The organism is Pseudonocardia sp. 73-21 (genome assembly GCF_001899645.1).
Lineage (GTDB): Bacteria > Actinomycetota > Actinomycetes > Mycobacteriales > Pseudonocardiaceae > Pseudonocardia.
This window is the reverse complement of record NZ_MKVV01000042.1, coordinates 1-12,277: the sequence shown is the minus strand read 5'-3', so window position 1 is coordinate 12,277 and position 12,277 is coordinate 1. Positions and strand designations below refer to the sequence as shown.

11 protein-coding genes and 2 pseudogenes are annotated in these 12,277 nt (G+C 69.5%); 11 read left to right on the top strand and 2 right to left on the bottom strand.

Annotated features, from left to right (window positions below):
- The first annotated feature begins 409 nt into the window (after window positions 1–409).
- From BGP03_RS35880 to BGP03_RS35875, 8 genes and pseudogenes are all read left to right on the top strand, one after another.
- On the top strand, window positions 410–658 hold the full coding sequence (locus tag BGP03_RS35880; protein WP_363093631.1) for an SDR family NAD(P)-dependent oxidoreductase: 249 nt from the start codon (window positions 410–412) through the stop codon (window positions 656–658).
- Complete coding sequence (locus BGP03_RS11940) at window positions 628–1,095, top strand: SDR family NAD(P)-dependent oxidoreductase (RefSeq protein ID WP_298798454.1); 468 nt, start codon at window positions 628–630, stop codon at window positions 1,093–1,095. The genes BGP03_RS35880 and BGP03_RS11940 overlap by 31 nt, the downstream gene beginning before the upstream one ends.
- 174 nt (window positions 1,096–1,269) lie before the next feature.
- On the top strand, window positions 1,270–1,869 hold the full coding sequence (locus BGP03_RS11935) for a TetR/AcrR family transcriptional regulator (RefSeq protein ID WP_298798456.1): 600 nt from the start codon (window positions 1,270–1,272) through the stop codon (window positions 1,867–1,869).
- 97 nt (window positions 1,870–1,966) lie between these two features.
- Entirely contained in the window at window positions 1,967–2,758 is a 792-nt protein-coding gene (locus BGP03_RS11930; protein ID WP_298798458.1) for a cyclase family protein, read from the top strand.
- A gap of 15 nt (window positions 2,759–2,773) precedes the next feature.
- Entirely contained in the window at window positions 2,774–3,709 is a 936-nt protein-coding gene (locus tag BGP03_RS11925) for a fumarylacetoacetate hydrolase family protein (RefSeq protein WP_299736298.1), read from the top strand.
- On the top strand, window positions 3,706–4,959 hold the full coding sequence (locus BGP03_RS11920; RefSeq protein ID WP_298798460.1) for a thiolase family protein: 1,254 nt from the start codon (window positions 3,706–3,708) through the stop codon (window positions 4,957–4,959). Before BGP03_RS11925 ends, BGP03_RS11920 begins: the two co-directional genes overlap by 4 nt.
- A pseudogene (locus BGP03_RS11915) lies at window positions 4,956–6,050 on the top strand (AMP-binding protein); the annotation flags it as partial. The gene BGP03_RS11920 and the pseudogene BGP03_RS11915, both read left to right, overlap by 4 nt.
- Window positions 6,026–6,484, top strand: a complete 459-nt coding sequence (locus BGP03_RS35875; protein ID WP_363093629.1) for a hypothetical protein — start codon at window positions 6,026–6,028, stop codon at window positions 6,482–6,484. The pseudogene BGP03_RS11915 and the gene BGP03_RS35875, both read left to right, overlap by 25 nt.
- A 90-nt stretch (window positions 6,485–6,574) precedes the next feature.
- Here BGP03_RS35875 and BGP03_RS11910 read toward each other — a convergent pair whose 3' ends face one another.
- Window positions 6,575–7,432 (bottom strand): helix-turn-helix domain-containing protein, encoded by an 858-nt coding sequence (locus tag BGP03_RS11910; RefSeq protein WP_296366278.1) that lies wholly within the window; start codon window positions 7,430–7,432, stop codon window positions 6,575–6,577.
- A 133-nt stretch (window positions 7,433–7,565) separates the two neighbouring features.
- Between BGP03_RS11910 and BGP03_RS11905 the strand changes: the two genes are divergently transcribed.
- From BGP03_RS11905 to BGP03_RS11895, 3 genes are all read left to right on the top strand, one after another.
- Window positions 7,566–8,534, top strand: coding sequence for a cyclase family protein (locus BGP03_RS11905; protein ID WP_298798464.1), 969 nt, complete (start codon window positions 7,566–7,568; stop codon window positions 8,532–8,534).
- Window positions 8,531–10,207, top strand: a complete 1,677-nt coding sequence (locus BGP03_RS11900) for a long-chain fatty acid--CoA ligase (protein WP_298798466.1) — start codon at window positions 8,531–8,533, stop codon at window positions 10,205–10,207. Before BGP03_RS11905 ends, BGP03_RS11900 begins: the two co-directional genes overlap by 4 nt.
- Window positions 10,208–10,307: 100 nt before the next feature.
- Window positions 10,308–11,312: a phosphotransferase family protein gene (locus tag BGP03_RS11895; protein WP_298798468.1), complete on the top strand. Its 1,005-nt coding sequence runs from the start codon at window positions 10,308–10,310 to the stop codon at window positions 11,310–11,312.
- Between the two features lie 126 nt (window positions 11,313–11,438).
- Here the strand turns inward: BGP03_RS11895 and BGP03_RS11890 are convergent.
- Window positions 11,439–12,206, bottom strand: a pseudogene (locus BGP03_RS11890) (NAD(P)-dependent alcohol dehydrogenase); the annotation flags it as partial.
- Window positions 12,207–12,277 lie beyond the last annotated feature (71 nt).

Sequence of the window (12,277 nt, the reverse complement as noted above, 5' to 3'; positions counted from 1 at the left end):
CCAGCTGACGTGGGGCCGGTCGGATGCGGCCGCTCGCGGGCGACCGTGTCGCACGGACCCCACCGGATACACCGAGCACGGCCAGGGCCCCCGGGCCGCTGACCGCCCCACCACCAGTTCCTGATCACGGACAAGAACCTGTGGCCGTGATCTGGGCCCATGGCCACCGACCATCGACCCCGGAATCAGTCATCGAGCCGAGCGGATAGTCAGCGGCTATCGCTCTCCGATCTTGGACGGGGTCACCGGGCGATGCTTCCGTGGTCCCGTGACCGATCTTCGTATCCAGCCCGTCCTGTCCGATCCCTCGACGATGCTCGTGTCCTCGACACCGGTCGTCGGGGCGACCGGCGTCGTCGGTGTGGCGTCCGGGGCGGCGCACGCATGACCGCCGCGCCACCGCCCCTGCCTGCTGATCACCGGCGCGACCGGTGGGATCGGCCTGGCGACCGCCCGCCAGGCCCTCGACCAGGGCTGGAACCTCGTGCTCACCGGGCGTTCCGCACGAGTGGACGAGGTAGCCGAGCAGGTCGGGCCGCCGGAGCGGGTGCGCGGCATCGTCGCCGACAGCACCGATCCCGACGCCCTGGTCGCGGCCGTGCGGCTCGCGGATGGGGCATTCGGGGGTTGTCCGCGGCGTTCGTCAACGCCGGCGTGACGGCCGGCCCTGGCAGCTACCTCCCCGGCCCGGCCGCGCCGGTGGAGGGCTGGCGGGAGATGGTGTTGACCAACGTGCTCGGCACGGCGCTGGCCGTCAGGGCCGTGCTGCCGGCGCTGGTGGCCCGCCGCGGACGGTTGGTGCTCACCGGCTCGGTGCTCGGCCGCCACGCGTTGCCGGGCTCGCTGTACTCGGCCACGAAGTTCGCGGTCGCCGGCATCGCCGAGACCGTGCGGCTGGAACTGGTCGGCACCGGCGTCGGTGTCACCCTCGTCGAGCCAGGCCCCGTCGCCACGCCGTTCGCCGGCGGTAGTAACCCCACCGGGCCGGCGCTGGGTGCCGACGACGTCGCGCGTGCGGTCTGTTTCGCACTCGCTCAGCCCGACGGGGTCGAGGTCAGCGAACTGTTGCTGCGCCCACACGGTGCGACCCCATGACCTGGGCGAGCCGCAGCAGTAACCGGACGTCCAACACGGGAGCGGGCGCCGGGTTCGTCGACGAGTTCGTGAGTCGGGTCGCCGATGCGATGTCCAGCCATGCGACAGACTGGTGCGGCTCGGCCGCGATGGCCGGGCTCCGACGCGTGTTGACCGACAGGGCGGTGCACAGACGTGGCTTCGTCGCGCAAGCGGGAGATATCCGAGGAGACGCGCCGACGTCTCGTGGACGCGGCGTTCGAGCTGGCGTCCGAGGGCGGATCGACGGCGATGTCGATTCAGGCGGTCGCAGAGCGGTCGCAGATCAGCCGAGGGTCGGTCGCCTGGCACTTCGGATCGAAGGAGGGCCTGCTCATCGCGGTCGTCGACAACGCGTTCGCCTGGGGAATCGGGTTCATCTCGAACCGTCTCGCCGAGGCCGCCCACCCCGGCGTGGAGGCGTTGATCGAAGCGAACTTCGCGCTCATGACGCAGCCGAAGTCGCGCATCTTCTCGACGATCCTGCTGGAAGCGCTGGCGAATGACTCGCCGATCCGTACGACCTACGCCGCCCGCTACGTCGAACTTCGCTCGACCTACGCCCGTTACCTGAGGTCGGTCGCACCTCAGATCGGCGACGTCGATGCCGTCGCCGTCGCCCTGCTCGGAAGCACGCTCGGTATCAACATCCAGTACCACCTCGATCCAGCTCGCGTCGACCGGCGTTCGGCAGTCGACGCACTGGAGCGGGTATACGCGCAGGCCCTCGCTCGCCGCCGGGCGACCTCCTCCTAGCAACGTCCCGAGCCGGCACGCGCGGCAGGAGCCGCTTGCCTTGACCGACCGTCCAGTTCTATGTTGATCGTCCAAGTTGTCGACCGTGGACGGCGAAATGACGCTCATCGACCTGACCCGCACCATCGACCCGGCAGACCGGGAGCGTCTGCCCGAGGCGATCGCACCGCTCGCACGCGTGCTGCTCCCCGACGTTCACTACATGCACCCGGCCGGTGAAGGAAGGGACGAGTTCGCCCGTGCCATGTCGTGCGACGTCACCGATCTTCCCGACGGGGAGGGCTGGGGAGCGGAGATGATCACCGCCTTCAGCTCGCACCTCGGCACCCACGTCGACGCTCCACTGCACTACGGCTCAACGTGCGAGGGTCGCCCGTCGCGCACCATCACCGACATCAGCAGCGATGAGCTGTACTGCGAGGCGTTCGTCCTCGACCTCCGAGGCCGATGCTCGGCAGCACAACCCATCACCGTCGAAGCACTGAGCGACGCGTACGCGGCGGCCGGCGCGCCCGCCTCCGATGGATGCGCGGTGCTGCTCCGCACCGGACAAGAGAACTACGACATCGGCGACATGGGCTTCTTCAACTACCCCGGCATGTCACGTGCAGGCACGCTCTACCTCGCCGACCTCGGCGCCACAGTACTCGGCACCGACGCGGCGGGATGGGACCTGCCCTTCACCGTGATGGGCGACGCCTTCCGGAGGACCGGGGACAACTCCGTGCTGTGGGACGGACATCGCGCCGGACGCGAGCGCGAGATCTTCATCGTGCAGCAGCTCACCAACCTCGCTGCACTGCCGCCTTCCGGCTTCCGAGTCGCCTTCTTCCCGATCAAGCTCGCCCGAGCCAGCGCCGCCCCGGCTCGCGTCGTCGCGTTCACCTGAGCGGAGGTACCGACCGTGAAACTCGCAACCGTGCGTACCGCATCCGGTGCCCAGCACCCAGCGCTCGTCCTGGACGACGGTGCGTCCTACCTCCTGTTGGACCTCGCGTGGCGAACGCACACCGGGTCGGACTCCGGACACCTGCGGTCGATGCTGTCGATCATCGACGGAGGCGACGAAGCGCGACAGCAGATCGACGACGTGTCGCACGTCGCGCCCGACGTCGCCTGCGTCGACGCGGACCAGGTGCGACTGCTCCCGCCGCTGCCCGACCCCCGCCAGATTCGCGACTTCGGATGCTTCCCCGACCACTTCCGCAACGCGCGGGCACGCCGTGACGGCGTCCCGCCCGCCTCCGTCGTGCTGCCACCGATCATGCTGGAACGCCCGCTCTACTACCTGGTCAATCGTCTGGCGTTGGCCGGTCACGACGACGACATCGCGTGGCCCGCCTACTCCCACGTCCGCGACTACGAACTTGAATTCGCGTGCATCCTCGGACGCGGCGGGTGCGACATCGCGGCCTCGTCCGCCGACACACACATCTTCGGCTACACGATCTTCAACGACTTCTCGGCCCGGGACACGCAAGCCGAGGAAGTCGCGAGCGGACTGGGGATGAGCAAGGGCAAGGACTTCGACCGCGCCAACAGTTTCGGGCCCTGGATCGTCACAGCCGACGAACTCACCGACCCCTACCGGCTCGACATGGTCGCGAGGATCAACGGAGAGGAGGTGAGCCGCGGCAGGACCGAAACCATGCACCACCGCTTCGCCGACCTGATCGCCTTCACCTCGACCGCGACCACCCTGCACGCCGGAGAGATGCTGTGCTCCGGCACCGTGGCGACCGGATGCGGGCTGGAAACCGGCTGCTTCCTGCAACCGGGTGACACGATCGAGCTGGAAGTCAGCGGCATCGGGACCTTACGCAACAAGGTCGTGTCGTGAGCGAAGCCGTGCACGTCGTCGGAGTGTCGTGCACCCGGTTCGGACGCCACCCGGACCGCGGCGCCGGGACCATGGCACGGCAGGCGCTCTCCGACGTGCTCGCCGACGCCGGCACGCACCTTCGCGACGTCGGTGCCGTGTTCTACGCCAACGTCAGCCAGAAGGCGGTCGAAGGGCAACACATGATCCCGGGCCAGGTCGCGCTGCGCCCGGCCGGCGTGACGGGGATCCCGGTCGTCAACGTCGAGAACGCGTGCGCCGGCGGCGCTACCGCGTTCTGGCTGGCCGTCGCGCACGTGCGCTCGGGACAATCACCCGCGGCGGTTGCGGTCGGCGTCGACAAGCTGGTCCTGCCGGACGCCGCCGCGGCGCTGGCGGTGTTCGACGGCGCGCTGGACCGGGCTCACCGCTGCACCGCCCTGCGGACGCTCAACCGAGTGGCCGGCGTCGCGCACGAACCAGGAGAGCACGAAGGTGCTCAGGATCGCCGATCGGTGTTCATGGACATCTATGCGGCACTCGCCCTCGCGCACATGAACCGCTTCGGGACAACCGCACGGCAACTCGCGACCGTCGCAGCCAAGAACCACCTCCATTCGGTCGACAACGAACGCGCCCAGTACCGACGACCGTTCACCGTCGACGACGTGCTGGCGGCTCGGACGGTTGCGCATCCCCTCACGGTGCCGATGTGCTCACCGGTCAGCGACGGCGCCGCCGCCGTGCTCGTCGGCAACACCGACTTCGCGGCCTCCCTGCCCACCCCGGATCGGCACGTCACCGTTCGGGCCAGCGTCCTGGTCAGCGGCTCCGACCGCGAACCCGACGACGTCGAAGCGCACCTGGGCCGCAGGGCCGCCATCGCCGCCTACGAACAGGCGGGCCTCGGTCCGCGGGACGTGGACGTCGCCGAGGTGCACGACGCGACCGCCTTCGGAGAGATCCAGCAGACCGAGAATCTCGGCTTCTGCCCCATCGGCGACGGAGGCCAATGGGCGGAGTCGGGCGCCAGCGCGCTCGGCGGCCGATTGCCCGTCAATCCGTCCGGGGGCCTGGTGTCGCGCGGCCACCCGGTGTCGGCCACCGGGTTGGCGCAACTGTTCGAGCTCGTGACGCAACTACGAGGAGAAGCCGGAGCGCGGCAGGTCGACGGCGCCCGAATCGCAGTGGCCGAGAACGGTGGTGCCCTCTACGGAGTCGAGGAAGCCGTCGCCGCGATCTCCGTTCTCGAGAAGGGGTTCCGCCGGTGACCCAGACCGACGATGCTGTGCACACCCCGGTTCGTTACGCCGACCTGATCCTCGCCGCGCTCGACCGGAGGCCCGACCGCGCCGCCTTCCACTGGCGTGGCGACAGCGAGCCAGCGGTGGGGTCGTACGCCGACGTCGCGTCGCACATTCGGCGCCTGTCCACCGCGCTGAGCAACCTGCGACTCGCACGCTCGGACGGCATCGCCTTGCTGGCCGGTCCCCGGCCCGAAGCGTTCATGGTCATGGCTGCGGCCTGTCACGCGGGAATCCGCTATACCGCCCTGCACCCGATGGCAACGCACGTCGACGACGCCTTTGTCCTACGCGACAGCGGCAGCGCCGTCCTCGTCGTCGACGACTCCCGTTTCGACGAGCGCACCAACGCCGCACGAGACGCCGTTCGAGTTGTCCCGTTGCGCCGGCTCAACGACCTCTCCCGCGACTCCGCTCCGAGCGCGAACATCTCGGCGGACGCCACCTACCTCTTCTACACCGGAGGTACCACCGGTGAGCCGAAGGGGGTCATCCTGCGCGACCGATCGCTCACCGCGAACGCGTGGGCCAGCAGTACCTGGGATTGGCAGCACGACACCCGATTCCTCATCACCACGCCCATGTCGCACGCGGCCGGGCTGCTGGTCGCCCCCGGACTGCTGCACGGAGCCGACTTCCACATCCACGACCGGTTCGACCCGGCGCGCGTCCTCCACGCGATCGAGCACGACGGTGTCAACACCACGTTCCTGGTGCCGACCATGCTCTATTCGCTGCTCGACCACCCGGAGATCGCAACCGCGGACCTGAGCGGGCTCCGATGGATCCTCTACGGGGCGGCGCCCACGGCTCCGTCTCGCATCATCGAGGCACGAGAACGATTCGGGGCCGTCCTCACCCAGCATTACGGTCAGGCCGAGGCCCCGAATGCGCTCACCACGCTCGACAAGTATGCGCACTGCACGGACGACCACTCCGTTCTGTCCAGCTGCGGCCGCGTCATGCCGGGTGTCACGCTGACGATCCTCGACCACGACGGCAACGCAGTTCCACCAGGCATGCCAGGCGAGCTGTGTGTACGCGGCCCGCTCGTCATGCACGGCTACTGGAACAAGCCCGACGAGACCGCCGCAGCGCTCGCCGGCGGCTGGCTGCACACCGGCGACGTCGCAACCTGCGACGAGAACGGCCTCATCAGCATCGTCGACCGCTCCAAGGACATGGTCATCACCGGCGGCTTCAACGTCTACCCGCGGGAAGTCGAGACGGCCTCAGTGCGCACCCCAGCGTCGAGCAGTGCGCCGTCTACGGCGAGCCGGACGAACGCTGGGGCGAGGCCGTCATCGCTGCCGTTGTGACGAGAGCGGGGCACGAAGCCGATGCCGATCTCCTGATCTCACACGTGCGCACGGCCAAGGGAGGTGTGTGCACGCCGAAACGGATCGACTTCTACGAGCGCCTTCCGTCGACCCCGCTGGGCAAGATCGACAAGAAAGCGCTCCGACGGCGGGCTCGGTTCGACGCCATCTGACCTTCCCCCCGGTTCGGCGGACTCCGACCTCGAGTCGGCGCGGGACCGCCCGGGCCGCCACCGTGGTCCGGCCTGGCCGATCGCGTCGACTCACCGGCGCAGACGCATCATGTCCAACGCGATGCCGACGTACTGCTCGGCGACCTGCTCCGGGCTCAGGGGCCCGTCCGGACGCCACCACGTCGGCAGGGCGGTGCACATCGTGACGACCGCGCGGGCGGCCTCGCGGGGGTGGTCCGAGCGGAACCGGCCCAGCTGCACCGCGCCCTCCACCTCGCGGTCGACCATCCGCTGCTGCTGGGTGCGCTGTTCGGCGATTCTCGGGCGGTTCTCGGCGTCGAAGCTGCGCATCTCGCTCGCCCCGACGGCACCCAGCTCCCGGCGGTGGGTGTGGTAGAGCACGAGGTTCTCCACGAGCAGGCTGAAGCGCTCCACCGGGTCACGCCCCTCGGCCTGCGCCGACCGGGCGCGCGCCAGCAGGTCGGTCATGGTCAGGTCGAGGATCGTCACGAGCATCTGCTGCTTGCTCGTGTAGTAGTGGTAGATCCCCGAGACCGACAGGCCGCAGCGCGCGGCGATGCCCCGCACCGTGGCGCCGTGGTAGCCGATGGCCAGGAACTCCTCCAGCGCGGCGCGCAGCACGGGATCGAAGTCGATCGGCGCGTAGTGGCGCCAGTCCTCGGGCGGGGACAGCCGCCGGGGCGGAGGCAGCCCCTCGGGGGCGGCGGTGGGGGCGATGTCGAGAACCTCGCTGACGGTCAGCCCGAGCACGTCGGCGATCCGGCTCAGGCGGGCCACGGTGAGCCCGGTGCGGGCGTTCTCGATCTGGCTGAGCGTGGCCGGGCTGACGTCGATCATCCGGGCCAGCGCGCGCAGGCTCAGTCCCTTCGACGTCCTGGCCAGGCGCACCTGCGCCCCCAGGACTGCTTCGCTCGCCGTGAGGCTCATCGTTCAGAATTCCTAAACACGAGGCGTTAAACTCCGCTGTTGACGGGTCCGATAGTGACGTGCATCATCTCCTAAACGCAAGCCGTTCGAGCGCTCGGCCGCGCGCGCTCGTGTTCACCCCGAGGAGACGATGATGTCCGAAGTACCCACGGTGGCCGAACTACTGGGTGCCGACGCCCCCAGCAACTGGGGCAAGTGGGGGCCCGACGACGAGCTCGGCGCCCTCAACTACCTCGACGCGGCCGAGGTGCTGCGCGGGGTGCAGCACATCAAGTCGGGTGAGACGTTCACCCTGCAGATCCAGATGGGCCGCACCGACGGCCCCGGCGACCCGCTGTGGCCCGGTCGCGAGGGCATCCAGCGCCAGAACGAGCTCGACGAGGGCACCTGGGACAAGGAGGGGGCGCCGGCGTTCCCCGGCGGCCTGCACTACGCCGACGACACCGCGCGGATCTTCCTGCAGGGCTCCACGCAGTACGACGCGCTGGGCCACGTCTGGTACGACGGCAAGCTCTGGAACGGCTACGACGCCCGTTCCACGATCGGCGCCATGGAGAAGGCCTCCGTGCTCCCCATCGCCGAGAAGGGCATCGTCGGGCGCGGCGTGCTCATCGACATGGCGCGCCACCGCGGCAAGCAGTGGCTCGACAAGGGCGAGACGTTCGACCACAACGACCTCGAGGCCGCCGCCAAGAGCCAGGGCGTGGAGATCCTTCCCCACGACATCCTCGTGATCCGCACCGGCTGGATGAAGTACTGGTACGAGCTCAACGACCCGGAGGCCTTCTACGACGGCTTCATCGAGCCCGGCCTGACCTACTCCCGCGAGCTCGTCGAGTGGTTCCAGACCCGCGAGGTGCCCAACCTCGTCACCGACACGATCGCCAACGAGGTCACCTCCGACCCGAACTCCGGCGTCGCCCTGCCGCTGCACTGCGCGCTCATGCGCAACCTGGGCGTCACGCTCACCGAGATCGCCTGGCTCGACGACCTCGCCGACGCCTGCGCCGCCGACAACCGCTGGACGTTCCTCTACGTCGCCGCGCCGCTGAAGGTCGTCAACGGCACGGGCGCCCCGGTCAACCCGATCGCCATCCGATGACCACCGCGGAGGAGTCCACGATCTACGGCTCCAAGCCGTGGCTCGCCCGCTACGCCGAGGGCCAGCCGTCCACCACGACCGTCGAGTTCGACAGCGCCCTGGACATGTTCAAGGCCGCGGTCGCCCGCAACCCCGACGGCGAGATCATCCGCTACTTCGACGGCCGGATCACCCTGCGCGAGCTCGACGGGCTGACCGACGCGTTCGCGGCCGCGATCACCGAGAACGGGTTCGCGCCGGGCGAGCGGGTGGCGGTCTACCTGCAGAACGTGCCGCAGTTCCTGATCGCCCAGATCGGCACGTGGAAGGCCGGCGGCATCGCCGTGTCGATCAACCCGATGAACAAGGAGCGCGAGCTCACCGAGCTGCTCACCGACTCCGGCGCGACCGTGCTGGTGTCGATGGAGAGCCTGCACCGCGACGTGGCGGCGAAGGTCATCCCGCACACGTCGGTGCGCACGGCGATCACCACGTCCGAGCTGGAGTACCAGACGCGCAACGACCCGCGGATCTTCGCCGGGATCGAGCGCATCGCGAACGAGGGCGTGCTCGACCTGGCGACGCTGCTGGAGCAGTACAAGGACCTGCAGCCGCCCGCGGTCACCCTCGGCCCCGACGACGTCGCGTTCCTGACCTACACCTCGGGCACCACCGGCCCGCCCAAGGGCGCGATGACCACCCACCGCAACGTGGTCTTCAACGCCCAGAGCTACCGCGACTGGGTCGGTCTGAGCGGAGACGACGTCATCCTCGGCGTGGCGCCGCTGTTCCACATCACCGGCCTCATCGCCCACATCGCGATCTCGCTGCTCGTCGGGGCCCCGCTGGTGCTCATGTACCGGCTGGACCCCAGCGTCACGATCGAGACCATCCGCGACGAGAAGGCCACGTTCTCCGTCGGGTCGATCACGGTGTTCATCGCACTGATGAACGCGCCCAACGCGGAGAAGGAGTCACTCGCCTCCTTCACGAAGATCCTCTCGGGTGGCGCCCCCATCCCGCCCTCCACGGTGGTGGCGTTCGAGAAGACGTTCGGGCACTACATCCACAACGTCTACGGCCTCACCGAGACCACCTCGCCCAGCCACGGCGTGCCCTTCGGGTCCCGCGCGCCGGTCGACGAGGCCTCCGGCGCGCTGTCGGTCGGCGTCCCGATCTACGACACCGTCGTCCAGATCGTCGACGACGACGGCAACGACCTGCCCGTCGGCGAGATCGGCGAGCTCGTCACCACCGGACCCCAGGTGGTGGTCGGCTACTGGAACAAGCCCGAGGAGACCGCCAAGGCCCTGCCCGGTGGTTCGCTGCACACCGGCGACGTCGGCTACATGGACGCCGAGGGCTGGTTCTACATCGTCGACCGCAAGAAGGACCAGATCAACGCGGGCGGCTACAAGGTCTGGCCCCGTGAGGTGGAGGACGTCCTCTACGAGCACGAGGCCGTGCGCGAGGCGGCGGTCGTCGGCGTGCCCGACGAGTACCGCGGCGAGACGGTCAAGGCGTTCGTCAGCCTGCGACCGGGCAAGTCGGTGAGCGAGGAGGACCTCATCGCGTTCACCAAGGAGCGCATGGCGGCCTACAAGTACCCGCGCCAGATCGAGTTCCTCGACGAGATCCCGAAGACCGTGACGGGCAAGCTGCTGCGCCGCGAGCTGCGAACCCGCGCCCAGTAGCACCTCTCCGATGGCAGCAGAGCCACGTTGACGCAGCCAGATGGCGTGAACGTGGCTCTGCTGCAACGGAACCGACCCCTCTTCCAGGAGTACCGCCACCGTGGACGGACTTGATCTCCCGAAGCTCCAGGCCTTCCTCGACGCCGAGGTGGGCGGGATCGGGCGGCTGCACGCCGAGTTGATCTGCGGTGGCCGCTCGAACCTCACCTACCGCCTCACCGACGGGCGCTCGGACTGGGTGCTGCGCCGCCCACCGCTGGGCGAGCTCACCCCGTCCGCGCACGACATGGGGCGGGAGTTCCGCGTCGTCGCGGCACTGCGCGACAGCGGGGTGCCCGTGGCGCGCGCGGTGGTCCACTGCGAGGACCCGTCGGTGATCGGGGTGCCGTTCGCGGTGGTCGAGCACGTGGCGGGGCAGGTGCTGCGCACCCGCTCGGATCTCGACGGCCTGTCCGACGCCGACGTCCGGCGGTGCGGGTTCGCGCTGGTGGACACGCTCGCCGACCTGCACGCCGTGGACCCGTCGGCCGTTGGGCTTGCGGAGTTCGGCCGGGTGGGTGGCTACCTGCGCCGTCAGGTCCGCCGGTGGTACGACCAGTGGGGTCGGGTGGCCACCCGGGAGGTGCCCGACGTCGAGACGCTGCACGCGAGGCTGGCGGAGACCTGCCCGGAGGACAGCGGCTCGGCGATCGTGCACGGTGACTTCCGGGTGGACAACGCCATCCTCGACGCCGACGACGTCGGGGTGGTGCGCGCGGTGGTCGACTGGGAGATGGCCACCCTCGGCGATCCGCTCGCCGATCTCGCCCTGCACGTCGTCTACCGCGACCCCGCGTTCGACGCCGTGCTTGGCGGGGCGGCCGCCTCCACCAGCGACCGGATGCCCGACGCCGACGCGATCGTGGCGCGCTACGCGGCACGGTCGGGCCGGGACGGCGGATCCCTGTCCTTCGCCCTGGCGCTGGGCTACTTCAAGGTCGCGGTGATCGCCGAGGGCATCCATGCCCGCTTCGAGGCCGGCCACACGGTGGGCGAGGGCTTCGAGCGGGTCGGGGAGGCGGTCGAGCATCTCGCCGCGGCCGGATTGCGGGCCGGTTCGGTCTGATCGTGGACGGCAGGGGTTCGACCGGGTGATGTGAGAACACGACGTCACCGAGGGCATCGAACGGCCGGGTCGACCGCCGTGCTGCGTCGCCACGGCGGCCGGTTCGCCCAGGGGTACCTGTTCGGGTCAGGCCATCGTCGCCACGTCGATGACGAACCGGTAGCGCACGTCGCTGCCGACCACGCGGTCGTAGGCCTCGTCGATCTGGTCCGCGGAGATCGTCTCGATCTCGGCGCCCAGGCCGTGCTCGGCGCAGAACTCGAGCATCTCCTGGGTCTCGGCGATGCCGCCGATCATCGAGCCGGCCCAGCTGCGCCGCATCGGGATCAGCGAGAACGCCGGGACCTCCAGCGGCTCGGCCGGCGCGCCGACGTTGACCATCGTGCCGTTGAGCCCGAGCAGCGACAGGTACCTGTCCATCGGCAGGGCCGCGGAGACGGTGTTGACGACCAGGTCGAACGAGCCCGCGAGCTGCTCGAACGTGGCGTCGTCGCTGGTGGCGTAGTAGTGCTGGGCGCCGAACTTCTCGCCGTCGTCCTTCTTGGACAGCGACTGCGACAGCACGGTCACCTCGGCGCCGAGCGCAGCGGCGATCTTGACGCCCATGTGGCCGAGCCCGCCGAGGCCGACGATGGCGACCTTCTTGCCCGGGCCCGCGCCCCAGTGCTTGAGCGGGGAGTACAGCGTGATGCCGGCGCACAGCAGCGGCGCGGCGACGTCGAGTTCGACGCCCTCGGGGATGCCGCAGACGTAGTTCTCGTCGACGACGATCTTCTCGGAGTAACCGCCGTCGGTGGGCTTGCCGTCGAGCATGCCGCCGTAGGTGCCGACGTTGCCCTCGAGGCAGTACTGCTCCTCGCCCGCCTTGCAGTTCACGCACTCGCGGCAGGAGTTTCAATGACCGTGTCAAGCCGCGCTGACTGCCGGGGCTGGTGCCTCGGTGGTGAAGGTGCGGTTGTCGCGGA

Coding starts and splice junctions, on each gene's coding strand:
- BGP03_RS11905 (WP_298798464.1), top strand. CDS start 7,566: ATGTCCGAAGTACCCACGGTGGCCGAACTACTGGGTGCCGACGCCCCC.
- BGP03_RS11930 (WP_298798458.1), top strand. CDS start 1,967: ATGACGCTCATCGACCTGACCCGCACCATCGACCCGGCAGACCGGGAG.
- BGP03_RS11900 (WP_298798466.1), top strand. CDS start 8,531: ATGACCACCGCGGAGGAGTCCACGATCTACGGCTCCAAGCCGTGGCTC.
- BGP03_RS11910 (WP_296366278.1), bottom strand. CDS start 7,432: ATGAGCCTCACGGCGAGCGAAGCAGTCCTGGGGGCGCAGGTGCGCCTG.